This window comes from Ralstonia mannitolilytica, assembly GCF_905397375.1.
Classification (GTDB): domain Bacteria; phylum Pseudomonadota; class Gammaproteobacteria; order Burkholderiales; family Burkholderiaceae; genus Ralstonia; species Ralstonia mannitolilytica.
Genome location: NZ_CAJPVG010000014.1, coordinates 35352 through 59132, shown reverse-complemented (window position 1 = coordinate 59132; position 23781 = coordinate 35352). Strand labels below are relative to the sequence as shown.

The following is a 23781-nucleotide window of genomic DNA, read 5'->3' as shown; positions in this document are numbered from 1 at the left end:
AGACGGGGGACTGTCTGAGCGCAGCGAGTTTTCCCCGTCTCCGCCCGGTTACACAAATTCAAGGGGGGTCGCCATCTCGGGCGCGCCTTTCTTTTGCCTACTTTTCTTTGGCAAGACAAAGAAAAATAGGTCGTGCCCGGCAGGGTACGAAACAGGGATGGACCAACAACAAAAAAACTCAAACCCTCCCAACCACTTCCACCAACTCCCTCCCAAGCCCCTCAGAAGCCCCCACCATCGGCGCCCGCACAACATTCCTGATCAACCCCTCAGCAGCTAACCAAGCCTTCAACGGCCCCGGGTTCGTCTGCGCAAACAGCAAGCGGATCACGGGCGCCAGCGCATGATGCAAGCGCCGCGCATCGTTCAGGCGTTGTTCATGCACGGCTCGCGCCATCTCCACAAACAGCTCGGTCCGCACATGGGCGGCCGCAATGATCGCGCCCACGCCGCCCGCGCACAGCGTGCCGAATGCCTGGGCATCCTCGCCCGCCAAGACTTGCAGCCGGCCGTCGGCAATCACGCGCTGCGTCTTGTCGGCATCGCCGCCGCAATCCTTGATGCCATGGATATTCGGGTGCGCGGCCAGCGCGAGCAGCGTTTCGGTCTCGATGGTGGCACCAGTGCGATACGGGATGTCGTACAGCAGCACCGGCACGCGCGACGCATCGGCCAGGGCAGTGAAGTATTCGATGAGCCCAGCCTGCGATGGGCGGATGTACGAAGGCGCCGGGATCAGGAACGCGGCCGGACGATGCCCGGCAAGGCGCAGCATGCGCTCGTGCACCGGTGCCAGCGCGCTGCCCGACAGGCCCATCACGACCGGCAGGCCATCGGCGGCGGCACGCACGGTATCGAGCACGTCGGCCTGCTCCTGATCGGTGAGCGCGGCCGCCTCGCCCGTGCTGCCGCACGCGACGAAGCCGGCGACGCCCAGGCCGCGATAGCGCACGACCAGCGCATACAGCGCGCCGTAATCGACCGAGCGCGCCGCATCCTCGGCAAACGGCGTGACGATGGGCACCCAGATGCCCGCGTACGACGGACGCATGCTGGCGGACGAGGGGGTGAACGGGTTTTCAAGCATGACAACACTCCTGGACGAATCAACGACCGATCGAAGACCGTCAGGAGAGCATCGGGAAGGCAGGCCCGCGAGATGCGGGTGAGTAGATCAACCGTGTCGAACCGCTGGTTGTCCGCTGTTCCGTCGCCCATCTGACGGAACAGCGCTCCGGTCAGACGAGCGGCTGTTTGGAGGCTTTTTTGGCGCGTGCGAGCGTCGACGCAACCGACCGGCTGAAGGCCGGTGCCGTGCGGTTCGACGAGGCAGGGGAAATCACGCGCATGGAAATTGTCAAAAATGTCCCAATACCGTACTGATGTGTGACCGGAGCGTCAAGCGCATAAGCTAGAGAGGGCCGGAACGCCGTGAGACGATGTCGGTCTCATGCCACATCTGTTGCCGATTGTTCGATCCAGAAGAGGACTTCATGACCCCTGCCCTGACCTTCCGCTCGACGCGTTTCTCGATGCTGCGCGCGCTGGCGCTGTCGCTGGCCGTGCTGGCTGCACCGCTCCTGTCGGCCTGCGGCTACAACGACTTCCAGTCGAAGGATGAAGCCACCAAGGCCGCCTGGGCCGAGGTCGTCAACCAGTACCAGCGCCGCGCCGACCTGATCCCGAACCTGGTGAACACGGTCAAGGGCTATGCCTCGCACGAAAAGGACACGCTCGAGGCCGTGACGCGCGCCCGGGCGGCCGCCACGAGCATCCAGGTCACGCCGGAAACGCTCAACGACCCCGAGGCGTTCAAGAAATTCCAGCAGGCGCAGGGCGAGCTCTCGAGCGCGCTGTCTCGGTTGATGGCGGTGTCGGAGAACTACCCGCAACTCAAGGCCGACCAGTCGTTCCGTGATCTGCAATCGCAGCTCGAGGGCACCGAGAACCGCATCACCGTGGCGCGCCAGCGTTACATCAAGTCGGTGCAGGACTACAACGTGCTGGCCCGCAGCTTCCCGACCAACCTGACGGCCAAGGTGATGGGCTACCAGGTCAAGCCGAACTTCACGGTCGAGAACGAGAAGGGCATCTCCACCGCCCCGGCGGTGAAGTTCTGACAAGCACTTGAACCTGCCCCCCATGCCGATGCGCGTGCGTGCCTTCTTCGCCCTCCTGCTGACAGCGGCCCTGTGGCTGATGGCAGCGTTGTCCGCGCGCGCGCAGACCGACATGGTCGCCGTGCCGCCGCTGGCCGCGCGCGTGACCGACCTGACCGGCACGCTCAGCGCCGAGCAGCGCGGCGCGCTGGAACAGGTGCTGGCCGACTACGAACAGCAGCGCGGCAGCCAGATCTTCGTGCTGATGGTGCCGACCACCGCGCCCGAGCCGATCGAGGCCTACGGCATTCGGGTGGCCGAAGCGTGGAAGGCCGGGCGCAAGGGCGTGGACGACGGCGCGATCATCCTCATCGCCAAGGACAACCCGGCATCGCTGCGCAAGATGCGCATCGAGGTCGGGCGCGGGCTGGAAGGCTCGCTGACCGACCTGCAATCGAAGCACATCCTCCAGGACGTGATGGCGCCACACTTCCGCCAGGGCGACTTCTATGGCGGGCTGTCGGCGGGCATCTCGGCCATCCAGACCGTCATCGCGCAGGAAAACCTGCCGCCCGCCGAGCGCGCCAAGCGGCAGCAGAGCAGCGGCATCGGAGATTGGCTGCCGGTGCTGTTCCCGCTGGCGATCATCGTGTTCTTTGTGCTGAGCGCGGCCATGCGCTCGGGAGGCCGTGTGACGGGCAGCCTGCCCGGGCGGCCCGGTTCGCGCGTGGTGCTTGGCAACCGTGGCTGGGGCCCGGGCGCCATCGGCGGACTTGGCGGCGGGCTGGGCGGTGGCTGGGGACGCGGCGGGGGTGATCTCGGTGGCGGGGGCGGCGGCTTCGGCGGTGGGGGCGGTGGCGATTTCGGCGGGGGCGGCGCCTCCGGCAACTGGTAACGACAGACGACGCGACCATGGCTTCCCATACCCGACACCATCGCGGCGCCCGCCGGGCCCTGGCCCATCTGCTCACGACGCCGTCGCGCGCGCGGCGCGCGTTCCCGCTCGCCGATCTGCAGCAGCTCGAAGCGGCCGTGCGAGAGGGCGAACAACGCCATCGCGGCGAGGTGCGCGTCGTCATCGAAAGCGCCCTTCCCGTGCGCGATGCGTGGGCCGGCATCACGCCACGCGAGCGCGCCCGCACGCTGTTCGGCCTGCTGGAGGTGTGGAACACCCGCGAACACGTGGGCGTGCTGCTCTACATCAACCTCGCCGACCACGCGGTCGAGATCCTGGCCGATCACGGCATCGCCGCCAAAGTCGACGCGCACACGTGGCGCGCCATCTGCGACACGATCACGGGCGGCTTTGCGCAGCGTGTGTCGATGGCACCCGTGCTGGAAGCGCTGGCGCAGATCAATGACCTGCTGGCCACGCATGCGCCGTCCGACGGTGCGCCGCGCGCGAATGAGTTGAGCGATCGGCCGGTCGTGCTGTAACCGCTCTGCGCTTGAGCCCTTTTCGCCTGCTGCCGCGTCCGCCGTGTTTCACGACTGAAACCGTTTTGACCGGCGCCCACTCGCCATCGCTGTCGGCCGTGCGCCTAATCCTTCCGCATGAGCCGCCCGACGCCACCGCATCGGGCATCGAGGTCAGGCCCACCGTCCGCTCTAGGCTGTCTGACCGATCACGCTGTCCCCTCTTCCCTGAACCCCTATCCAGAGCGGCCCCGCACCCGCGCCGCCACGGTCGGCTGCCACGCACCGGAGCGTGTCTCGTCAAAGGCCGCCATGTTGCAGGAATGCACGCATTCACAGCGTCCACGTGCATGCGGGCTAACCCGCGGGTTGTTTGCGCATACAGCGCCTTCGCATCACTTTCACGTTTGGCGTTTGCGCAAATCGAAAGTGCGTAACCGTTTGCTATATCGCATCGCGCACAAAGCGCGCCCGGTGCCCGGGGAAACAAGGCGCGCCGCTTCGTCGCGTCCCCGCCCTTACCCGCGTCCCTACCCTTTGAAAATCAAGGACTTGGCTGCAATGGCACGCTCGTCGCTCTGTGGCTTCCGCCGCCATAGCGCGGCCCTGTTTAGGAACAAAAGAGCATAAGCGCCATACACCTTGGGGGGGTGCGATGTGAAAACCAGGGACGCACACATCAAGCACTGCCAGACCGGCGCGGCCACTGTGGAGTACGCGCTACTGATGGTGATGGCGGCGTTGGTGCTGGTCAGCGTCATGGCGAGCGTCGAAACCAGCGTGGGCGATTTCTGGAGCAACGCGGTATCGGTGTTGATGACACCTGGTGGGTTCGGATCATCGGGCTCGCAGGGCGGTGGTCCGGGTGGTTGATATTCCAAGGCCTGGGTAGCACGCAATCGCCGCACGGGCCAGTCGCACACAGCGCATGCCGGACGAGCAGCGCAGCGAACAGAACAGAACAGAACAGAACAGAACAGAAGACGTACGGGGAAGTTGTCAACGCGCTGGCACAAAGAGGCCAGCCGGCTGCAGGGACCGGCAACCCGCCGGGAGCGCCTGTGGCGAACACCGAAGTTGTTGCACTTTCAGGCGTGAGCCGGTCCCTGGAGGAATGGTGGACCAGCCCACGGCGCCCAGTGGGCACCTGCTGCGATTTGCGGCGATGTCCGGGCGAGCGACCACCAGCGGCCACGCCGGTGCGAGCCCTGAGAACTGGTGAAGTCGGGGGAGCCTCTTGGTGTTGTCGTGCTCCGGAACATGCTGGCCTTCGCGCCGGTGTGGCACCGGTGTGCGCACACGATCTCCGGAACCCCTGGTTTGGCCTTGGCCGGCTTGTCTGGCCAGAACCCAGCGCCCGATCTTCAGCGGTGCGCCTTTCCTTGAACCATGACGTGAGGAGATTGAAATGAAAGCCATGATCAAGCGTTTCGTGCGCGAAGAAGACGGTGCAGCCGGCGTGGAATACGCACTGCTGCTGGCCTTTGTGGCTCTGGTGATGGTGACCTACGGCACCACCGTCAAGACCGCGGTCGGCGCCATCTGGAATTCGATCGCAACCCAGCTGTCGACGGCCGCCGCCTGAGCAGTGCCAGTGCGCCCAGGTCAGGTCCGGCAGCCCCGGGCCTGATCCGGCCGAATACACGCTGGCCCGCGGCACCCGCTGCCGCGCGGACAGCCAGAACAATCGCCCGAGAGGAACCCGAGATGACCACCCTGACAAGCCTGAGCGCCCTGGCGAACCTCAGCCTGATCGTGCTCATCGTGATGGCCGCGGCGAGCGACGTGCGCTCGCGCCGCATCCCGAACTGGCTGGTGGCATCGGGCCTCGTGGCAGCGCTTCTCGCGCAATGCCTCACACAGGGCTTCACCGCTGGCGCGCTCGCCTGGCTCGGTGGCGCAGCGGTGGGCATGGGCCTGTGCATCGGCGTCTATCTGCTCGGTGGCATGGGCGCCGGCGACGTGAAGCTGATGGGCGCGATCGGTGCCTTCATGGGGCCCTTCGGCGCCTTCCACATTGCCTTCGTGAGTTTTCTGGCAGGCGGGGTGCTCGCGCTTGCCATGGTGTTGCTGCGCCGTGACGCGCAACGCTCGTTGGCAGGAGTTTCAACGCTGCTGATGTCGCTGCCGTTCGGTGGCAAGGCCGTGCCTTCGCCGGACAGCGGGGGCAAGCGCAGCGGAACGATCCAGTTGCCGTACGCGGTGGCGTTTGCCGCGGGCACGTTGCTGGTGAAGTGGGGAGTGTTGTAGCCGAGGGGGGAACCCCTGACGCGTGCCGATGCGGTGCAAGACAAGCACACGGCGTCGCCGCAGCCAGCCTGACGGAATGAACGCCACCAGGCACGCGCCAGACACACAAGGCATCAAGGACCACGCAAGAACGGTCCGGGACCGGGGAGAAGTGACATGCGTCAATCCAGTCGCACCATCGGGCAAGCCAGGACCTGCGCGGCGCCCCATCGCCACGCCTGTGGACCTCGCCCATCCTGGCACGCACCGCCCGCCTCCCCCTCTTCTTCGGCTGACCGGTGCCTTGGCCGGCCGTGCATGCCCGCTACGTGTCTTCGGACCAGGTGGCGGTGGGATTGAGAACCATCTGAGTGGGGTTGGGAAATGAAAAACCTGCGCATTCTCTCCATGTTGCTGATCGCCACGATCGCCGGCCTTGCGGCGGTGGTCTTCGCCTCGCGCTGGCTCACGCAGCAAAGCAGCAGCGGCATCACCAAGGTGGCCGTAGCCGCCGCCGACATTGACCTCGGCCAGCGCCTGTCGCCAGACTTCATCAAGGTGGTGGACTGGCCGACCGCCAGCCTGCCGCCCGGCGCCATCTCCGACGCGCAAGCGCTCAGCGGCCGCGTCGTGCGCGCCAGCCTGACGCGCGGCGAGCCGGTACTGGAATCGAAGCTCACGCCGCAGGGCACGGCAGGCGGCTTGTCGGCCGTCATTGCCGAAGGCAAGCGCGCCATCACCGTACGGGTGAATGACGTGGTGGGCGTGGCGGGCTTCGCGCTGCCGGGCAGCTACGTCGACATCATCGTCAACACGCTGCAAGACAACAAAGACGGCAAGGCAGCGGCGAGCGATCGGTCCGATCAGTCGATCTCGAAGATCGTGCTGGAAAAGATCCTGGTGCTGGCCGTCGCGCAAGAGGTCAACCGCGACGACACCAAGCCCAAGGTCGTGAACGCCGTCACGCTGGAAGTCACACCGGAACAAGCCGAGAAGCTCGACCTCGCACGCAGCGTGGGCACGCTCTCGCTGGTGCTGCGCAACCAGATCGACCCGCAACCCGCCGACACCACCGGCGCGACCAAGAGCACGCTGCTCAAGGAGCCCAAGATCACGGCGGCCGTGGCAGTGCCGGTGGTCAAGACGGTGCAGGTGGTACGCCGCGTGGCTGCTGCGCAGCGCGCGCCCGGCAACTGCATCGGCGTGATTGCCGGCGTGGATCGCGGCGCCGAGTGCTTCTGAAGCGAAGCGCATCACCCAAAAGTCACGGGCAACGATCAACAACACTACAGGAAGAACAGACCAAAGGCCCCAGGAAGAGGGCTCGGGCACGGTCTCAGGCAACACATAACCGGCCTTGTCTTGCAGAACAACCAATCTGGGGGATCACCATGAACCGACTCATCACGCAACGCGGCGAGACACGCTGCATGGGGACGTACATGAAGGCGACTGCAACCGCAGTGGCCATGTTGGCGGGGCTTTGGGCAGGTTCGGCGCACGCGCAGGTCGGTGTGGAATCCGCCATCCTGACCAACAACGCGGCGGCGCCAGCCAAGCCGATGCACATGTCGGCCAGCGGGCCGATCCAGCTGACCATCGGCAGCGCAAGCAACGCAGAAGCCAGCCGCGATTCGGCACCCAAGGGGCCGAACTGCACCGGCGCCATGCGCGAACACAGCGAGGTGACCGTCCCCATCGGCAAATCGACGATGGTGCAGCTGCCGGAAGCCGTACGCAGCCGCACCGTCGGCAACCCGCGCGTGGTGCAGGCGATGCTGGTGTCGCCGCAGACGCTGTACGTGCTGGGGCTGGAAGTCGGCTCCACGAACATGATCGTGCAGGGCCGCAGCGGATCGTGCACGGTCATTGATGTGTCGGTGGGCGCAGACCCGGCCGGCCTGCAAGCCGCGCTGCGCCGCCTGGTGCCGGGCGCGAAGAACGTTGAAGTCTCTGCCGCCGCCGACAGCATCGTGCTGGGCGGCACGGTGAGCGATTCGGTGCAGGCGCAGAAGATCGTCGACATCGCCAATGCGTTTGTCACGCGTCAGGCGCGCGGCCCCGTGCGAGAAGAAGGCGGCGGTGGTCAACAAGCCACCGGCCAGATGAATGCAGGCGGGCAGAATGGCGCGCCGCTGCGCAGCCCACGCATCATCAACATGATGGCGGTCGAAGCCCCGCAACAAGTGATGCTGGAAGTGAAGGTGGCGGAAGTCTCCAAGACCCTGATCGACCAGATGGGCTCGGCACTCAATGTGGCCGGTGCCTTCGGCAGCTGGTCGGTCGGCGCGCTCGCCAACTTCCTCTCGGGCTCCAACGACATCGTCAACTTCAGCAAGAACAACCGCCTGCCGCTGAAGTTCGCCCTGGATGCGCAGAAGGGCGACGGGCTCGTCAAGGTGCTGGCAGAGCCGAGCCTGATGGCGATCAGCGGTCAGGAAGCGAGCTTCCTTGCCGGCGGCAAGATCTTCATTCCTGTCGCGCAAGGGGCTGCGGTGGGCGGTGTCTCCACCATCGTGCTGCAGGAAGAAACGTTCGGCGTGGGCCTGCGTTTTACGCCCACGGTGATGGAAAACGGCCGCATCAACCTGAAGGTTTCACCGGAAGTTTCGGAGCTCTCTCCGACCGGTGTATCGGTGACCTCACCCAACACCAACAACACGCAGATCCTGCCGCTGATCACCACGCGGCGCGCTTCCACCACGCTGCAGGTGCATGACGGCCAGAGCTTTGCCATCGGCGGGCTGATCAAGAACAACATCACGGGCAGCCTGAAGGCCATCCCCGGTGTCGGCGAGTTGCCGGTAATCGGTGCGCTGGCGCGCAGCACAAGCTTCCAGCAGGACCAGACGGAGCTGGTGTTCGTGGTCACGCCGCGCCTGGTCAAGCCGCTGCCCGCCGATTACCCGCTGCCGACGGATACGTTCGGTCAGGTCAACACGGGCGAGATCCTGCTCAACGGCAACATGGAAGGGCACAAGGCCAAGCCGGTCAAGGCACCGGCCGCGATGGCCGCCCCGGCTTCCTCACTGCCGGCACCGAAGGCTGCCGAAGCTGCACCTGCAGCGCCCGCAGCCCAACCTGTTCAAGCGCCAGCCCCCACCGCGAGCGCTTCGGCTGCAGCCGACACCGCAGCCGAACCGCAAGCCCCCGCAGCCGCCACGGTACCTGCTGCACCGGCCCACAACGGCACACCGCCCGCGCCGGCTCCCATCGCGCCGGCACCGAAGGCACGCCGCTTCGTGTCGATGGGCGAACAGCCCTTCCACGATTGACCCGATCGCAACCTTCAAGGAGACGATCATGAACATCACCTCGAAGCTGGCGCGGGCCGGACGCTGCAGCGCAATCGCCCTCACCCTGGCTGGCTGCATGACGACCACCCCGGAGTACGACAAACACTTCGGTGAGGCCGTCCGCTCGGTGCGGGCCATGCAGACGCTCAACCCGAGTGCATCGGCCAACACCAACCCGGTCACGGGCGTGGACGGACGTGCCGCCACCGCCGCCATGGACCGCTACAACACCCAGTTCGTCAAGCCGTCGGCCGATGTCAGCGCCTTCACGGTGGGTGTGGGATCGGGCAGGAGCCTGAGTTCGGAAGACCGGTAGATCGCACCACGCAAGAACGCTGAAAGAGGAAAACGCGCCGCCACCCGCGGCGCGTCACCAGACGCTCACAGGAGCCCGGCCATGGCCAAGATCGCTCTCGTATCCGCCGACGAATCGCACCTGCAATACCTCGCGGGGCTGATCGCACAGGCCACCAGCCACGTCGTTCACCGCACGTGCGCCGCGCCCGCCCAGGCACTCGGTAAGCCAGGGCTTGCGCAGGGCGCGGATCTGCTGATCCTGGAGGCTGCCACCTTCAGCGCCGACGACATCCAGCAGCTGCGCCGCCTGACGACGGACCGCCCCGACACGCTCTGCATGCTGCTGACGGAAAACCCGTCCGCCGACCTGCTGATGCGGGCCATGCGCGCGGGTGTGCAGTGCGTGCTGCCGTGGCCGCCCGACGCGCACGAGTTTCGCGACGAGCTGCAACGCTGCACGAGCCACGCGCTGTCCGGCTCGCGCAACGAGGGCCAGGTGCTGTCGTTCCTGTCGTGCAAGGGCGGCAGCGGTACCACCTTCACCGCCGCCAACTTTGCGCATGTGCTCAGCGCACGGCACGGCAAGCATGTGCTGCTCGTCGATCTCTGCCAGCAATACGGCGACGCCGCCTTCCTGGTGACGGACCAGACCCCGCCGGCAACGCTGGCCAATGTCTGCAACCAGATCGACCGGCTCGATGCCGCCCTGCTCGATACCTGTGTCACGCATGTCGGCCCCGACTTCGACGTGCTGGCCGGCGCGGGTGACCCGATCAAGGCCGGCGAGATCAAGGCGATGCATCTGGAACGCCTGCTGACGCTCGCCGCATCGATGTACGACGTGGTCGTGTTCGACCTCGGGCAGGACATCAACCCGGCGTCGATCCTGGTGCTGGACCACAGCAGCGCGATTTACGCCGTGCTGCAACTGAATCTCGCCTACCTGCGTGCCGGCCGCCGGCTGATGGAGATCTGCCACTCGCTCGGTTATCGCGCAGAACGGCTGAAACTCATCGTCAATCAGTACGAGAAGCGCGTGCCCTTCACGCAGAACACCCTGGAAAGCGCCTTCGGGATGCCGGTCTCGCATGTGCTGCCGTATGACCCGGCCACCGTGCGCGACTCTGTCAACGAGGGCCGCCCAGTCCTGGACGTGGCCGAGAACAGCCCGATCAGCCGCGCGCTGACGGACATGGCGCGGCAGCTCTTCCCTGCCACGCAGCCGCAGCGCGACGGCCTGCTGCGCAAGCTGTTCGGCCATGCCAACCATGTACCGGCGCCGGTGCGGGCCTGACAGGCGCCCGACACGTCTCTAACCCTCGATCGCGTGGAGCCCATCATGTCACTGCGAGAACAACTCTTTCAGCAAGCCGGCGAGGCGCTACCGCAACGCGTGACGAACGCGAACGGCTCGAATGGCCACACCAGCGCGGCCTATCAGCAAGTGGCGCAGGACGTGCACCAGATCATCATCGACCGCGTGGAACTGAGCCGCCTGCAGCAGCTCACGCCCGAGCAGATCAAGCGCGAGCTGGCGCAACTGGTCGAGCGCATCGTCGATGAAGGCAAGCACCAGCTCAATGAGAGCGAACGCCGCCGCCTCGTCTCCGACGTGCAGGACGAGATGCTCGGCTACGGGCCGCTCGAACCGCTGCTGGCCGACCCGACCATCTCCGACATCCTCGTCAACACGCACAAGTATGTGTACGTCGAACGCCGCGGCAAGCTCGAGCTGACCAGCGTGACGTTCCACGACGACGCGCACCTGATGCGCGTGATTGAAAAGATGGTGTCGCGCGTTGGCCGCCGCATCGATGAATCGAGCCCGATGGTCGATGCGCGGCTGCCCGATGGCTCCCGGATCAACGCGATCATTCCGCCGTCGGCGATCGATGGGCCGCTGCTGTCGATCCGGCGCTTTTCCGTCAACCCGCTGACGATCGAGGACCTGGTCAACTTCCGCACGATGACACCGGAAATGGCGCAGCTGCTCGATGCGATGGTCAAGGCCAAGCTGAACATCCTGATCTCGGGCGGCACGGGCAGCGGCAAGACCACGCTGCTGAACATCCTGTCGGGCTACATCCCGGCAAACGAACGCATCGTCACCATTGAAGATGCGGCCGAACTGCAACTGCGCCAGAACCATGTGCTGCGCCTGGAAACGCGCCCCGCCAACATCGAAGGCCGCGGCGAGATCACGCAACGCTCGCTGGTGAAGAACGCCCTGCGGATGCGGCCCGATCGCATCATCCTCGGCGAAGTGCGCGGTGCCGAAGCGCTCGACATGCTGCATGCGATGAACACGGGCCACGAAGGGTCGCTCGCCACCATTCACGCGAACACACCGCGGGACGCACTCACGCGTCTCGAGAACATGGTCAGCATGGCGGGCCTGCAACTGCCGCCCAGGACGATGCGCCAGCAGATCACCTCGGCATTGACGGTGGTCGTTCAGGTGACGCGCCTGACCGACGGCAATCGCAAGCTGGTGAGCGTGCAGGAGATCACCGGCATGGAAGGCGAAGTCGTGAACATGCAGGAGATCTTCACCTTCCGCCGCAAGGGCATCGACGCGGACGGCCGCATCAAGGGCCACTTCTGCGCGACGGGCGTGCGGCCCAAGTTCTCGGAACGTCTGCAGGCCTTCGGCATCCATCTGCCCGAGACGCTGTACGACCCCTCGGTGCAATACGAGGTCTAAAGGAGAACCGACATGGACACCATGGTGATCGGTTTCACGCTCTCGGTTTTCGTGGCCATTGTGCTGGGCGTATCCGCTGCGTATCTGTGGTGGGACAGCCGCCACAGCCAGACCGCCAAGCGCCTGAGCCAGCGGCTGAAGATGGCGCTTCTCAGCAGCGCACGGCACGGCGCCGACGAGAGCATCCTCAAGCAGCGCGTGCTGGCGGAATCGCCCGAAGTGGCGGCACTGCTCGGCCGGCTGCCACGCGTCAATCGGCTCGACCTGCTGTTGCTGCAATCGGGGCTGGACTGGTCCGTCGCCCGGTTTCTGGCGCTGACGCTTGCGGTGCCCGTGGTGGTGTTCATCGGCATCTCGCCGCTCAATCCGCCGTGGGTCGCCTCGCTCGCATTGGCCGCTGCGGGCGCCTCGCTGCCGCTGTTCTACGTGCTGCATCGACGCACGCGCCGGCTGATGAAGCTCGAAGCGCAACTGCCGGAAGCCACCGACCTGATCAGCCGCGCGCTGCGTGCCGGCCACTCGCTGCCGAGCGCGCTGGAGATGGCGGGCGATGAACTGCCGCAGCCGATCGGCGCCGAGCTGGCGATGGTGTTCAGCCAGATCAACTACGGCGTCTCGTTGAACGACGCACTCGCCGGCCTGATCGACCGCGTGCCGGTGGACGACCTGCGCTACCTGGTGATCGCCATCCTCATCCAGCGCGAATCCGGCGGCAACCTGGCCGAGATCCTGGACAACGTGGGCTCCCTCATTCGCAAGCGCCTGCAATTGCTCGACAAGGTGCGCGTGCTGTCGGCAGAGGGCCGCCTCGGCGGCTGGATCCTGACCGCGCTGCCGCCGGGCATGGCACTGGTGGTCTACCAGTTGAACCCGGAATTGATGTCCACGCTGTGGAAAGACCCAACGGGCATTCAGATGATGTGGTCGGCCATTGTGATGACCTGCGTGGGCGTGCTGTGGATCCGCCAGATCGTACGCATCCACATCTGACACGACACGGCGCCATAGAGCACAGAACAGAATTCGGAGGCGGGGGCAACCCCGGACGGACATGCACATCGCACAGACAGTCTTGCTTGGCGGCACGTTCATCATCGTCTTTGGCGCGGTGCTGGTGGCGCTCAATGTGCTGCGGCCGAGTGCGCTGCAGCGGCGTCTCGGACAGATCGACCGTGAAGCGCCCAGCCTCGTGCCGCAGGACACTTCCAACGACTGGCTGCACAAGATCAGCCAGATCGCCAAGCCGCTGGCCAAGGCGTCGCTACCCAAGGATGGCTGGGAATCTTCCGACCTGCGCACGCGCTTCGTGCATGCCGGCTGGCGCTCGCCGGATGCACCCGCCATCTACTTCGGCATCAAGACGCTGCTGGCGATCGGGCTGCCGCTGCTGCTGTCGGTGGTGCTGCTGGGCCGCTTTGACGCCAACCATCAGAACGAATTCCTGAGCGTGCTGTTCGGTGCCGCGCTGCTGGGCTTCTACCTGCCGAACATCGTGCTGCGCGCAAAGATCCGCCGCCGCCAGCGCGACATCTTCGAAGCGTTTCCCGACAGCCTGGACCTCATCATGGTGTGCGTGGAAGCGGGCCTCGGCCTGGATGCCGCCGTGCTGCGCGTGGTGGAAGAAATGCGGACCGCGCGCCCCGCGCTGGCCGAAGAGTACGAACTGCTGACACTCGAACTGCGGGCCGGCCTCGCACGTGAAAAAGCGCTGCGCAACCTGGCCGCCCGCACCGGCGTGGAAGACGTCAGCATGCTGGTGGCCATGCTGATCCAGGCCGACCGCTTCGGCACCAGCGTGGCCGAATCGCTGCGCGTGCATTCGGACATGCTGCGCACCAAGCGCCACATGCTGGCCGAAGAACGCGCCGCCAAGATCGGCACCAAGATCCTCTTCCCGCTGATCTTCTGCATCTTCCCGTCGCTGTTTGTCGTGCTGCTGGGCCCCGCCGCCATCCAGGTGATCGGCGCACTGCGCTCGGTCGCGGCCCAACAGTAAATCGAATTGAAAGAGCCGACCGGCCATCGCTTCAAGGAGACCATCATGCGCTCCCGTGCCTCCCAACGTACCGCGCACCGCCCTGCCCGCACGCGCAAGATGCGCGGCGCGGCCGGCGTCGAGTTCGCCCTGGTCTTTCCGATCCTGCTGCTGGTGGTGTTCGGCATCGTCGAATTTGGCGCGGCGTGGTACGACAAGGCGGTCATCACCAACGCCAGCCGCGAGGCCGCGCGCGCGGGCGTGGTGTTCAGCAACCCTGTGCCCACGAGCACGAAGATCCAGAGCGTGGCGACCAACTACTGCCAGAACCGACTGGTGACGTTCGGTGCCGCAGCCAACTGCACGGTGGGCGCGGTGACGACCTGCTCGGCCTCCGGCAATCCACTCACGGTGACGGTGTCGTACACGTTCACGGGCCTCGTGCTCGGCAAGCTGGCGCCATTTACAGGATCGCTGGCGATGAGCGCCCAGACCACCATGCTCTGCGAATAGCCCGCAGCTCCTGCACTGTGCGAGGTATGCCATGACCCAGCAAGCCCTCTCTCTACGGCAACGCGGCGCGGTCGGAATGATTGCCCCGATGCTGCTGGTTGTCTTCCTGTCGATGGGTGCGATCGCCGTCGACGTGGCGCACCTGTATGTGGTGCGCAATGAGCTGCAGAACGCGGCGGACGCGGCGGCGCTGGCAGGCGCGGCGGGGCTCAACCCGATCAGCCCCACGCCGCAGTGGAGCAACGCCGTCACCAAGGGCACCAACGCCGTCACGCTCAATGCTTCCGATGGCACAAAGCTCGCCACCGGCACGGTCACGGCCGGCTACTGGAATCTGACCGGCACCCCGGCCGGCATGCAAGCGCAGAGCATCACACCGGGGAAGAACGACGTGCCAGGCGTGCAAGTGACCATTACGCGCGCATCGGGCGTCAACGGTGGCGCCGTCAAAGGCTGGTTGACGTGGGTGTTTGGCGGCGGCACGGCGGACATCCGCGCCACGGCGGTCGCTGTCATTGCCGCGCCGGGCACGGCCAACCCGGGGGCGCTGTTTCCGGTGGCACTCAACAAGTGCCTGTTCGATCTGTATTGGAACTCCACCACCAACCAGCCCATCAACGACCCGGCGACCGGCCAGCCAAAGGTCCTTCAGATCAACACCAGTTATGGATCGGGCAGTGGCACTTGCGCCAGTGGCGAGTGGACGGGTTTCAACGGCCCTACCGATGCGAACACCGAGAAGGGACTGGTTAGCAGCGGCAACCCGACAACGATCAACGTTGGCGACAGCATCAACATCTCAACCGGGGTGAAGACCAGCGTCTACAACGCAATCCCGTCGCTTCCGTACACCGTGACGATGCCCGTGGTGGCCAACGTTGTGCCCGGCTCAAGTTCGCCTGTGGTGGCGTTTGCCGGCTTCACGATCACAAAGGTCGTCACCAACGGATCGCATTCCTACATCGAGGGCAACTTCACTACCAACACGAAAGTCAGTGGCGGCGGTTCCGGCACGAACTACGGCGCCTATGTGCCGCCGCGCCTCGCAAACTAGGCTCACAGACCATTCACGGAGAAGGCGCCATGGTCCAGTCGAATCAACAGCAACACACGCAGCCGGTGGCCGATCGTCATTGGATCAACGCCGGCACCGTGCGCAAAGGCAGCAAGCTGGCGCTCGCTGTCTTCCTGCTGATCTTCACGCTGGGTGCGTGGGTGACGAACGGCTTCACGGATACGCGCATTACCGGGCCAGGGTCGGACTTCTCGGTGTTCTGGGGCGCGTCGCACATCGCCCTCCATGGTCACCCGCTCGACGCCTACGACATCGACAAGATCATGGTGGTGATCAACCAGTTCGGCACGCTGGAAGCGGGCAGCGAGCGCATCCTGCCGTGGCTCTATCCGCCGACCTTCCTGCTGGTGGTGCTGCCGTTGTCGCTGTTGCCGCTGTGGCCGAGCTATCTGCTGTTCATGCTCGCCACCAGCGGCCTGTATGTAAAGGCCACAACCCGGCTGCTTGGTGACAAGGTGGATGCGCGCCAGCACGCGTGGATGTCGGTGGTCAGCTCGCCGGCCGTGTTCGTGACGGTGCTGATGGGGCAGAACTCCATGCTCACCGCGGGGCTGGCCGCTACGGCCGTGGCATGGCTCGACAAGCGGCCCGTGCTGGCCGGCATCGCCATGGGCCTGCTCGCCATCAAGCCGCAACTGGCGCTGCTGTTTCCAGTGGTGCTGCTCGTCACCCGCGCATGGAAGACGATGGCCAGCGCGGCAGTCACCGCGGTTCTGTTCGCCGCCATCAGCGTTGCCGTCTGCGGCTGGGACACCGTGCCCGCCTTCATCCGGAGCGCGCACTGGGCCGAGACCAACCTCGTCGAACACGGCGGCACCGCGTGGTATGTCATGCCGACTTTCCTCGCGGCGGCGCGCGCAGCCGGCATCGGTATCAAGCTGGCCTATGCGATTCAAATGTCGGTGGCCGTACTGGCAGCGCTTGCCGCCGCCATCGTGTGGCGCCGCACGAGCGATACCGGGCTGCGTGTTGCTGCGCTGGCAACCGCCACGCTGCTCATCTCGCCTTATGTGCGGGCGTATGAACTCACGTGGCTCGTCGTGGCGATCGCGGGCTACGTCAGCCATGGCATTCGCTTCGGCCTGTCGGGCATGGAGCGCGGGCTGCTGGTTGCGGCATGGCTGTTGCCGGTATTCGAATTCACCAATCCGTTGTTCCAGCTACCGCAGGTCGGGCCGTTTTTCCTGGTGGCGATGATGGCGATGACCGTGCACCGAACGCTCACGCACGCACGCGTGCACACCGCCACCAGCGCCAGCTCCGGCCTGCCGGCTGCGACAGCCATGCCGGCAGCGGCGAACGCACGCACCACCGCATAAGCGTCGACAGACCCGTCATAGGTCTGCATATCGTCATCAGAGTTCTGGGGGAAGTCATGCAACCGAATCATCAAGACCCACACGACGCGCCTCTGCTTTCCCTCGTCGTACCGTTCTACAACGAAGGCGATGCGCTGCACCTCTTCTTCGCCCGCGTGGTGCCGATCCTGGAATCGATCAGCACCGTACAGTTCGAGATCGTGTGCGTGAACGACGGCAGTACCGACGATACACTCGCCAAGCTCGTCACCGTCTCGCATGCCGACCCACGCGTGCGCGTGGTCGACCTGACACGCAACTTCGGCAAGGAAGCCGCGCTCACCGCCGGGCTCGACGAAGCGCAGGGCGATGCCGTCGTTCCCATCGATGCTGACCTGCAGGATCCACCCGAGTTGATCCCGGCGCTGGTCGCACACTGGCGCAACGGCGCAGAAGTCGTGCTCGCACAGCGCGCCAATCGCGCATGCGACTCCTTCCTCAAGCGCGTGACGGCGGCCGCGTACTACCGCATCCACAACCGCCTCTCCGACCTGAAGCTGCCGGAGAACGTCGGCGACTTCCGCCTGATGGACCGCGCCGTGGTGAATGCCCTCAAGCAGTTGCCCGAGCGGCATCGCTTCATGAAAGGCCTGTTCGCCTGGGTGGGCTTCAGCACCGTGATCGTCCAGTACGAACGTGAGAAACGCAGCGCGGGGACGTCAAAGTTTTCCGGCTGGCGCCTGTGGAATTTCGCGCTTGAAGGCATCACGAGCTTCAGCACGCTGCCGCTGCGCAGCTGGACGTACCTTGGCGCACTCGTGGCCGCGCTGGCGTTCTGCTACGGCGCCTTCATCATCGTGCGCACGATGCTCTTCGGTGTGGTGGTCCCAGGTTACGCCTCGGAGCTGTCGCTGATGCTGTTCTTCGGCGGCCTGCAGATGATCGGCCTGGGCATGATCGGCGAATACGTCGGCCGCATTTACGATGAAGCGAAGGGCCGACCGATCTATCTCGTCAAACGCCGCTACCAGGAGCGCCGGCCGCGCAGCCGCGTCCCCGGCAATGGCAGCCGGCAGGTCATCCCGATTGCCAGCGCGCGCACACGCCAGCCGCAAGGCGAACGCCAACGCAGCCACGCCACGCGCCGCTGAAGCAACGGAGCCACATCATGCGACAAACCGAATCCTGCGTCATGGCCGCATTGGCTGGCAGGCTGCCGCCGCCTCTGGCGCATTGGCTGCCGGATCCGGCCATGCTGATGCGCATCTTCCGTTTTGGGGTGTCGGGCGTGGTGGCCACCGGCGTGCACGTGGCGATCGCCACCGCGCTCATCAACGGAGTGTCGGCGTCTCAGGTGACAGCCAATGGCGTGGCATTTGTGTGCGCCAATGTGTGCTCCTACCTGCTCAATGCGCTGTGGAGCTTTTCGGCCAAGCCGGGCGGCGCCAATTTCCTGCGCTTCTACGCCGTTTCGCTGCTGGGCCTCGCGTTGACGCTGGCGATCTCTTGGACGGCCCAGACGCTGGGCCAAAGCTACTGGATCGGGCTGACGGCCATCCTGGCGACAGTGCCGCCGTTGACCTTCGTGCTGCACCGGTGCTGGACGTTCCGCTGAAGGCACGCCGGTGCGTCAGTCGGCCTCGCCGTCGCTGGCACCATGCGTCCGATCAAAACGCTGCAGCGTCTCGATGCGCTCGCGCGTGAGCGGATGCGACGAGAAGAACGCCGAGGCGTCGTCATCGCGGGCCGCATCGCGCTTGTTGTTGGCATCCGCCTTGCGCGTGCCGGTGTGCTTGTCTTCGAGTGCCTGCAGCACGTCGGCAAACGCACCGACGGACAGGCCGTTCTCCTGCAGCATCCTGGCGGCGTAGCGATCGGCGTCACGCTCGTAGTCGCGGGAGTAGCGCAGGGTGAGCATCGCCGCCGGCACGCCGGCCAGAATGCTGGACACATCGCCAAACAGCAGCGCCGCCGTGGCGCCGATCGCCGATGACTGGATCAGCTGACGCAGCCCGTGGCGGTACTCCACGTGGCCCGCCTCATGCGCCAGCACACCGGTGAGACCATCGCCCTCGCCCACCAGCGTCACCAGGGCGTCGGTCAAGATGATGTCGCCGCCGGGCAGCGCGAAGGCGTTCGCGCCCAGCTTGCCCGCGTCGCGGAACACGATGTTGTAGGTGTGCGTGGCCTCGTGCGGCGTGCGCAGTGCGGCAAAGCGCGCGCGGATGCGCTGCTGCTGCGCTGCCGGCAGCTTGCTCGGCTCGAGCCAGCGCTCGTCCAGCGCCCGCAGCGTGCCGTGCCCGAGCTGCGTCTCCACACGTTGCGGCACGAGGTTCGCCACCACCTTGGCGCCCCACGGCAGGCCGTACCGGTAGCCCAGCACGAGCACCAGAATCATCGCCACGAGCGCACCCAGAGCAAGCTTCCAGCTGTTCTGCGCCAGCACCACCCAGCCTTCGTGATATCCCGTGCGATGCAGCAGCGCATTGAGCGCCGCCTGTTCGGCCGCGTCGCCGATCTCGCAGAAGGCCCCGTCGGCAAACGTGATCAGGCGCGGCGCATGCTTGACGCGCTCCGACACCCGCAGCGTGGAAAGCGGCGCACGGCGCAATGGCGTGCCCTCGGGGTCGAACAGCACCGCCTCGCCCGCCTCGACGGCGAGGCGCACTGGTTGCGCGCGCGAGGTGCGGCCGTCAAAGTAGGTGGCGAGAATCACGGGCGGGGCCTTGCGCGGTTACAGGGCGATGTCGATGTCGTACCAATCCACGGCGGCGTCGCCCAGCGCGCCGACCTTGGCGGTCTCGCCGGCGACAAAGGTATCGAGCGAACCGGCCGCCAGCATCGTCACCGAATCGAGCTTGTAGCGCAGCGTGCGTACGCGTGCAAACGGCGTGAACAGCCCGACGGTGATCACGGTCAGCACGGCGTTCGAGATGAAAATCCAGAACAGCTTCGCTGCGCCCACCTGGCTCTGGAAACGGTGCGCACCGAGCGTCGTGTGGTTCCACACCACGTTCTGCAGGCGCGACATGAAGTACGGGGTGAGAAACAGCATCGCCGCGTAGGTCAGCACGACCGTCAGCCCGATGGCGAGGATACGGCCGGCGCTGCCATGCCCCTTGCCGACCGAGACACCCAGCAGCAGCAGGACGCCAAATGCCACCACAAGTGCGAGCACCGCCAGGCCGAACGTGCGCAGGTACACGCCGTAGAAGTTGCCCGGCGTGCCGGAAAAATCAAACGGCGTGGTGCCGAAGCGCGTGTTCTTGTGCTGATAGCGCTTGAAGCGCTGATGCGCCAGCGGCGCCAGCAGATACAGCGAGAACACACTCAGGATCGGCCACACCAGGAATACCATGTAGCCCTCGGCATCCTTGCCCGCAAAGGCAAAGCGCAGGCCGCGATAGCTGGAGTTGGCCATGCGGAACCGCAGCGAGCGCACCAGCAGCCACGGGAACACCGCCGCCAGCAAGACGAGGAACACCAAGCCCAGCACCGGCGACGAATGGCTCAGCACATTGAACGCCAACGCCAGCACGAAGATGATCGCCCGGCCCTTGAGAATGGCGATCGGGCTGCCGTGGTAATCAAAGCTCGACCCTGCCAGTTGCGTGTTGCGATAGAAATACTGCAGCGTGCGTACCTTGGCCCAGGCCGAGTAGATGCCCAGCGTGACGATGGTCAGCAGCAGGTTGACGATCCAGATGCGGAAGTATTCCGAACCGCTGCCGATAAAGCGCAGGCGCAGCGGCCGCGGGACTGCCGGAGCGGGCGCGCTGCCCAGGACGGACTCGCTGGCGATGTCGTTCATCTTGTTCCCTTCCCTGAGTTGTTGTGATGTCCCGCTTGGCCACGGGTGGGCCGATTGTAGCGAACCGGCCGCCCGGCACCGTTAACAGCGCCTTAACAAAGCGCCGGCGCGCGGGCAACAAAAAACCCCGCGGGCTCGCACCCACGGGGTTCTTGTCTGGAACGACCACCGGAAGATCCAGCGGTCGGGCCGGTCTGCCGGACAGGCAAATTACATCATGCCGTCCATGCCGCCCATGCCACCCATGCCACCCGGCATTGCCGGAGCTGCATCGTCCTTCGGCAGTTCGGACACGGCGCAGTCCGTCGTCAGCATCAGCGATGCAACCGAAGCGGCGTTCTGCAGCGCGGTGCGGGTCACCTTGGTCGGGTCCAGCACGCCCATTTCGACCAGGTCGCCGTACTCGCCGGTGGCGGCGTTGTAGCCGTAGTTGCCCTTGCCTTCGATGACCTTCGCCACCACGACCGACGCTTCTTCGCCAGCGTTGGTGACGATCTGGCGCAGCGGCTCTTCCATCGCGCGCAGCACGATCTTGATGCCGGCGTTCTGGTCAGCGTTGTCGCCTTGCAGGTTCGAGATGGCAGCGCGGGCACGCAGCAGCGCAACACCGCCGCCAGCCACGATGCCTTCTTCCACGGCAGCGCGCGTAGCGTGCAGCGCGTCTTCCACGCGGGCCTTCTTTTCCTTCATTTCGACTTCGGTGGCAGCGCCAACCTTGATCACGGCAACACCGCCAGCCAGCTTGGCCACGCGCTCTTGCAGCTTCTCACGGTCGTAGTCCGAGGTCGCCTCTTCGATCTGGGCACGCACTTGCTTGACGCGCGCTTCGATGTTCTTGGCATCGCCGGCACCGTCGATGATCGTGGTGTTTTCCTTGCCGATTTCGACGCGCTTGGCTTGGCCCAGGTCGTTCAGGGTTGCCTTTTCCAGCGTCAGGCCGACTTCTTCAGCGATGACCTGGCCGCCCGTCAGGATGGCGATGTCTTCCAGCATGGCCTTGCGGCGGTCGCCGAAGCCCGGAGCCTTGACGGCAGCGGTCTTCAGGATGCCACGGATGTTGTTCACCACCAGCGTTGCCAGGGCTTCGCCTTCGACGTCTTCAGCGATGATCAGCAGCGGACGGCCGGCCTTGGCCACTTGCTCGAGCACCGGCAGCAGGTCGCGGATGTTGCTGATCTTCTTGTCGAACAGCAGCACGAACGGGTTGTCCAGCTGGACAACCTGCTTTTCCGGGTTGTTGATGAAGTACGGCGACAGGTAGCCGCGGTCGAACTGCATGCCTTCCACGACGTCCAGCTCGTCGGCCAGCGACTTGCCGTCTTCCACGGTGATCACGCCTTCCTTGCCGACCTTGTCCATGGCTTCAGCGATGCGCTGGCCGATGGATTCGTCGCTGTTAGCCGAGATGGCACCAACCTGGGCGATTTCCTTGCTGGTCGTCGTCGGCTTGCTGATCTTCTTCAGCTCTTCGACGGCGGCTGCCACGGCCTTGTCGATGCCGCGCTTCAGGTCCATCGGGTTCATGCCGGCGGCAACGTACTTCATGCCTTCGCGCACGATCGACTGGGCCAGCACCGTTGCGGTGGTGGTGCCGTCACCGGCGTTGTCGCTGGTCTTGGAAGCGACTTCCTTGACCATTTGCGCGCCCATGTTCTGCAGCTTGTCCTTCAGCTCGATTTCCTTGGCGACCGACACACCGTCCTTGGTCACGGTCGGGCCACCGAAGCTGCGCTCCAGCACCACGTTGCGGCCCTTCGGGCCCAGGGTCACCTTCACGGCGTTGGCGAGAATGTTCACGCCTTCGACCATCTTGGCACGTGCGGCATCGCCGAACACTACGTCTTTAGCTGCCATCTTGAGAATCTCCGAAATCTTGGGTGTTGCCCGCACCGTTGTGCGAGCAAGGAAAACCGTTTACTGGTAAGCCGTTGCGACCGAGCGCACGCTTACTTTGCCACCACGGCCATGATGTCTTCTTCACGCATGACCAGCACTTCCTGGCCATCCACCTTGACGGTCTGGCCGGCGTACTTGCCGAACAGCACGCGGTCGCCGACCTTCACATCCAGCGCGATCGCATTGCCCTTGTCGTCTTTCTTGCCCGGGCCGACGGCCAGCACTTCGCCTTGATCCGGCTTTTCTGCGGCGGCGTCGGGGATGACGATGCCGGAAGCGGTCTTCGTCTCGTTGTCCAGGCGCTTCACGATCACGCGATCATGCAAAGGACGCAGGTTCATACAAACTCCTCAATGCAAAGTGAGTGTTTATTCACAAAAACGCGCCGCACAAGCGCGGCGCATCGGGAAAGCATCGGGGGCCGGAGCCCGTTGTTAGCACTCCTGCCCGGCGAGTGCTAATTATAGGGATGGGGTATGACGATTTCAAGAACGGGGATTGCCCGGGGTGTTTGTCGAGATTCACTCAACCTTGAACTCTCCCCCGTCCGCGCCCCCTTCCCTCGAAGACCGGCTGCCGCTTCCGACCCATTGCGGACAGCCACATAAACGGCCTGTACGTCTGATAGGCCGCCAAGGAGATACGCCTGTGCCGCGATGGCGCCGTTCAGGTCGGTGCGGTTCTTGGTGAGCCTGCCTGTGTCGGATGACGTGGGCGCGGGGGCTGGGTGGTGATGCCGGGGGAGACGGGTACGACACGGGGCGGTGCGCGCTTTTGACAGATGGCATGTCGGCCTCTCCAAGTTGGATCGGAGGCTGGCTCCCCATCTGGTTGCTACACGGGGTGGCGGGCCTGGCGGCGCGGGTAGCAAACCGGCCCTTAGAGAACGACCGGCGGACCCGAAGGTCTCCCCGCCCGGCCCGCCATGAAGACCACAAGCGAACGAAATCGGACCGTCGCTTGCGCGACAGTCTCTCTAAGGATTGCTGTGCAGGTTGCTACGCCCGGCTGCCGTTGGTGCGGCAGCGCCGACGTGGGCGTCTTTCACGGTGCGATTCGCGTAGCGAAACGGACTGGACCGTGGCTCCACGTCGTCTTCCCATCATGGCTTTCGCACGGGCTCACCGCGCATGTCGGCCGAGCCGCCCGATCCGGCTGCAGCGCCGGTACCC

23 protein-coding genes are annotated in these 23781 nt (G+C 65.3%); 18 read left to right on the top strand and 5 right to left on the bottom strand.

Annotated features, from left to right (window positions below; genetic code table 11):
* Positions 1-178: 178 nt before the first annotated feature.
* Complete coding sequence (dapA, locus tag KHN96_RS20340) at positions 179-1087, bottom strand: 4-hydroxy-tetrahydrodipicolinate synthase (RefSeq protein ID WP_062737507.1); 909 nt, start codon at positions 1085-1087, stop codon at positions 179-181.
* Positions 1088-1493: 406 nt separating this feature from the next.
* Here dapA and KHN96_RS20335 point away from each other — a divergent pair, with 406 nt between their 5' ends.
* The 18 genes from KHN96_RS20335 to KHN96_RS20250 all read left to right on the top strand — a co-directional run bounded on the left by KHN96_RS20335 (position 1494) and on the right by KHN96_RS20250 (position 18517).
* The gene (locus KHN96_RS20335; RefSeq protein WP_082062813.1) at positions 1494-2120 is read left to right on the top strand and encodes a LemA family protein; all 627 of its coding nucleotides are present in this window, start codon (positions 1494-1496) and stop codon (positions 2118-2120) included.
* Between the two features lie 22 nt (positions 2121-2142).
* A complete protein-coding gene (locus KHN96_RS20330) occupies positions 2143-2994 on the top strand; it encodes a TPM domain-containing protein (RefSeq protein WP_115043851.1) in 852 nt (283 codons plus the stop codon).
* Between the two features lie 17 nt (positions 2995-3011).
* A complete protein-coding gene (locus KHN96_RS20325; protein WP_045786130.1) occupies positions 3012-3536 on the top strand; it encodes a TPM domain-containing protein in 525 nt (174 codons plus the stop codon).
* A gap of 636 nt (positions 3537-4172) precedes the next feature.
* Positions 4173-4388, top strand: coding sequence for a hypothetical protein (locus tag KHN96_RS20320; RefSeq protein WP_062739526.1), 216 nt, complete (start codon positions 4173-4175; stop codon positions 4386-4388).
* A gap of 535 nt (positions 4389-4923) precedes the next feature.
* The gene (locus KHN96_RS20315) at positions 4924-5100 is read left to right on the top strand and encodes a Flp family type IVb pilin (protein WP_027678035.1); all 177 of its coding nucleotides are present in this window, start codon (positions 4924-4926) and stop codon (positions 5098-5100) included.
* Positions 5101-5222: 122 nt separating this feature from the next.
* Positions 5223-5765 carry an A24 family peptidase gene (locus tag KHN96_RS20310; RefSeq protein WP_045786128.1) on the top strand — a complete coding sequence of 181 codons (543 nt, stop codon included), beginning with the start codon at positions 5223-5225 and terminating at the stop codon, positions 5763-5765.
* A gap of 363 nt (positions 5766-6128) precedes the next feature.
* A complete protein-coding gene (gene cpaB / locus KHN96_RS20305) occupies positions 6129-6986 on the top strand; it encodes a Flp pilus assembly protein CpaB (protein ID WP_045786127.1) in 858 nt (285 codons plus the stop codon).
* Between the two features lie 149 nt (positions 6987-7135).
* Complete coding sequence (locus KHN96_RS20300; protein ID WP_062739524.1) at positions 7136-9019, top strand: type II and III secretion system protein family protein; 1884 nt, start codon at positions 7136-7138, stop codon at positions 9017-9019.
* A 28-nt stretch (positions 9020-9047) separates the two neighbouring features.
* The gene (locus tag KHN96_RS20295) at positions 9048-9356 is read left to right on the top strand and encodes a hypothetical protein (RefSeq protein ID WP_045786125.1); all 309 of its coding nucleotides are present in this window, start codon (positions 9048-9050) and stop codon (positions 9354-9356) included.
* A gap of 81 nt (positions 9357-9437) precedes the next feature.
* Positions 9438-10631, top strand: a complete 1194-nt coding sequence (locus KHN96_RS20290; protein ID WP_045786124.1) for a CpaE/TadZ family protein — start codon at positions 9438-9440, stop codon at positions 10629-10631.
* Between the two features lie 45 nt (positions 10632-10676).
* Positions 10677-12041 (top strand): TadA family conjugal transfer-associated ATPase, encoded by a 1365-nt coding sequence (locus tag KHN96_RS20285; RefSeq protein WP_062739523.1) that lies wholly within the window; start codon positions 10677-10679, stop codon positions 12039-12041.
* A gap of 12 nt (positions 12042-12053) precedes the next feature.
* On the top strand, positions 12054-13031 hold the full coding sequence (locus KHN96_RS20280; protein ID WP_062739522.1) for a type II secretion system F family protein: 978 nt from the start codon (positions 12054-12056) through the stop codon (positions 13029-13031).
* A gap of 61 nt (positions 13032-13092) precedes the next feature.
* A complete protein-coding gene (locus KHN96_RS20275) occupies positions 13093-14037 on the top strand; it encodes a type II secretion system F family protein (protein WP_062739521.1) in 945 nt (314 codons plus the stop codon).
* Positions 14038-14082: 45 nt separating this feature from the next.
* A complete protein-coding gene (locus KHN96_RS20270) occupies positions 14083-14529 on the top strand; it encodes a TadE/TadG family type IV pilus assembly protein (RefSeq protein ID WP_045786120.1) in 447 nt (148 codons plus the stop codon).
* 31 nt (positions 14530-14560) lie between these two features.
* Positions 14561-15583 carry a pilus assembly protein TadG-related protein gene (locus KHN96_RS20265; protein ID WP_062739520.1) on the top strand — a complete coding sequence of 341 codons (1023 nt, stop codon included), beginning with the start codon at positions 14561-14563 and terminating at the stop codon, positions 15581-15583.
* A 29-nt stretch (positions 15584-15612) separates the two neighbouring features.
* Positions 15613-16923: a glycosyltransferase family 87 protein gene (locus KHN96_RS20260; RefSeq protein WP_115043849.1), complete on the top strand. Its 1311-nt coding sequence runs from the start codon at positions 15613-15615 to the stop codon at positions 16921-16923.
* Positions 16924-16979: 56 nt separating this feature from the next.
* Positions 16980-18053 carry a glycosyltransferase family 2 protein gene (locus KHN96_RS20255; protein WP_045786117.1) on the top strand — a complete coding sequence of 358 codons (1074 nt, stop codon included), beginning with the start codon at positions 16980-16982 and terminating at the stop codon, positions 18051-18053.
* A gap of 17 nt (positions 18054-18070) precedes the next feature.
* Entirely contained in the window at positions 18071-18517 is a 447-nt protein-coding gene (locus KHN96_RS20250) for a GtrA family protein (protein WP_062739518.1), read from the top strand.
* A 15-nt stretch (positions 18518-18532) separates the two neighbouring features.
* Here KHN96_RS20250 and KHN96_RS20245 read toward each other — a convergent pair whose 3' ends face one another.
* From KHN96_RS20245 to groES, 4 genes are all read right to left on the bottom strand, one after another.
* Complete coding sequence (locus KHN96_RS20245; protein WP_115043847.1) at positions 18533-19618, bottom strand: M48 family metallopeptidase; 1086 nt, start codon at positions 19616-19618, stop codon at positions 18533-18535.
* An 18-nt stretch (positions 19619-19636) separates the two neighbouring features.
* Positions 19637-20713, bottom strand: coding sequence for a YjgN family protein (locus KHN96_RS20240; RefSeq protein WP_045786114.1), 1077 nt, complete (start codon positions 20711-20713; stop codon positions 19637-19639).
* A 210-nt stretch (positions 20714-20923) separates the two neighbouring features.
* Positions 20924-22567 carry a chaperonin GroEL gene (gene groL, locus KHN96_RS20235; RefSeq protein ID WP_045786113.1) on the bottom strand — a complete coding sequence of 548 codons (1644 nt, stop codon included), beginning with the start codon at positions 22565-22567 and terminating at the stop codon, positions 20924-20926.
* A gap of 92 nt (positions 22568-22659) precedes the next feature.
* Positions 22660-22950 (bottom strand): co-chaperone GroES, encoded by a 291-nt coding sequence (gene groES / locus KHN96_RS20230; RefSeq protein ID WP_045786112.1) that lies wholly within the window; start codon positions 22948-22950, stop codon positions 22660-22662.
* Positions 22951-23781: the final 831 nt, after the last annotated feature.

Excerpts from the sequence above, each read along its gene's own strand:
- dapA (WP_062737507.1), bottom strand. The coding sequence starts at position 1,087 with ATGCTTGAAAACCCGTTCACCCCCTCGTCCGCCAGCATGCGTCCGTCG.
- KHN96_RS20335 (WP_082062813.1), top strand. The coding sequence starts at position 1,494 with ATGACCCCTGCCCTGACCTTCCGCTCGACGCGTTTCTCGATGCTGCGC.
- KHN96_RS20330 (WP_115043851.1), top strand. The coding sequence starts at position 2,143 with ATGCCGATGCGCGTGCGTGCCTTCTTCGCCCTCCTGCTGACAGCGGCC.
- KHN96_RS20325 (WP_045786130.1), top strand. The coding sequence starts at position 3,012 with ATGGCTTCCCATACCCGACACCATCGCGGCGCCCGCCGGGCCCTGGCC.
- KHN96_RS20315 (WP_027678035.1), top strand. The coding sequence starts at position 4,924 with ATGAAAGCCATGATCAAGCGTTTCGTGCGCGAAGAAGACGGTGCAGCC.
- KHN96_RS20310 (WP_045786128.1), top strand. The coding sequence starts at position 5,223 with ATGACCACCCTGACAAGCCTGAGCGCCCTGGCGAACCTCAGCCTGATC.
- cpaB (WP_045786127.1), top strand. The coding sequence starts at position 6,129 with ATGAAAAACCTGCGCATTCTCTCCATGTTGCTGATCGCCACGATCGCC.
- KHN96_RS20300 (WP_062739524.1), top strand. The coding sequence starts at position 7,136 with ATGAACCGACTCATCACGCAACGCGGCGAGACACGCTGCATGGGGACG.
- KHN96_RS20295 (WP_045786125.1), top strand. The coding sequence starts at position 9,048 with ATGAACATCACCTCGAAGCTGGCGCGGGCCGGACGCTGCAGCGCAATC.
- KHN96_RS20290 (WP_045786124.1), top strand. The coding sequence starts at position 9,438 with ATGGCCAAGATCGCTCTCGTATCCGCCGACGAATCGCACCTGCAATAC.
- KHN96_RS20285 (WP_062739523.1), top strand. The coding sequence starts at position 10,677 with ATGTCACTGCGAGAACAACTCTTTCAGCAAGCCGGCGAGGCGCTACCG.
- KHN96_RS20280 (WP_062739522.1), top strand. The coding sequence starts at position 12,054 with ATGGACACCATGGTGATCGGTTTCACGCTCTCGGTTTTCGTGGCCATT.
- KHN96_RS20275 (WP_062739521.1), top strand. The coding sequence starts at position 13,093 with ATGCACATCGCACAGACAGTCTTGCTTGGCGGCACGTTCATCATCGTC.
- KHN96_RS20270 (WP_045786120.1), top strand. The coding sequence starts at position 14,083 with ATGCGCTCCCGTGCCTCCCAACGTACCGCGCACCGCCCTGCCCGCACG.
- KHN96_RS20265 (WP_062739520.1), top strand. The coding sequence starts at position 14,561 with ATGACCCAGCAAGCCCTCTCTCTACGGCAACGCGGCGCGGTCGGAATG.
- KHN96_RS20260 (WP_115043849.1), top strand. The coding sequence starts at position 15,613 with ATGGTCCAGTCGAATCAACAGCAACACACGCAGCCGGTGGCCGATCGT.
- KHN96_RS20255 (WP_045786117.1), top strand. The coding sequence starts at position 16,980 with ATGCAACCGAATCATCAAGACCCACACGACGCGCCTCTGCTTTCCCTC.
- KHN96_RS20250 (WP_062739518.1), top strand. The coding sequence starts at position 18,071 with ATGCGACAAACCGAATCCTGCGTCATGGCCGCATTGGCTGGCAGGCTG.
- KHN96_RS20240 (WP_045786114.1), bottom strand. The coding sequence starts at position 20,713 with ATGAACGACATCGCCAGCGAGTCCGTCCTGGGCAGCGCGCCCGCTCCG.
- groL (WP_045786113.1), bottom strand. The coding sequence starts at position 22,567 with ATGGCAGCTAAAGACGTAGTGTTCGGCGATGCCGCACGTGCCAAGATG.
- groES (WP_045786112.1), bottom strand. The coding sequence starts at position 22,950 with ATGAACCTGCGTCCTTTGCATGATCGCGTGATCGTGAAGCGCCTGGAC.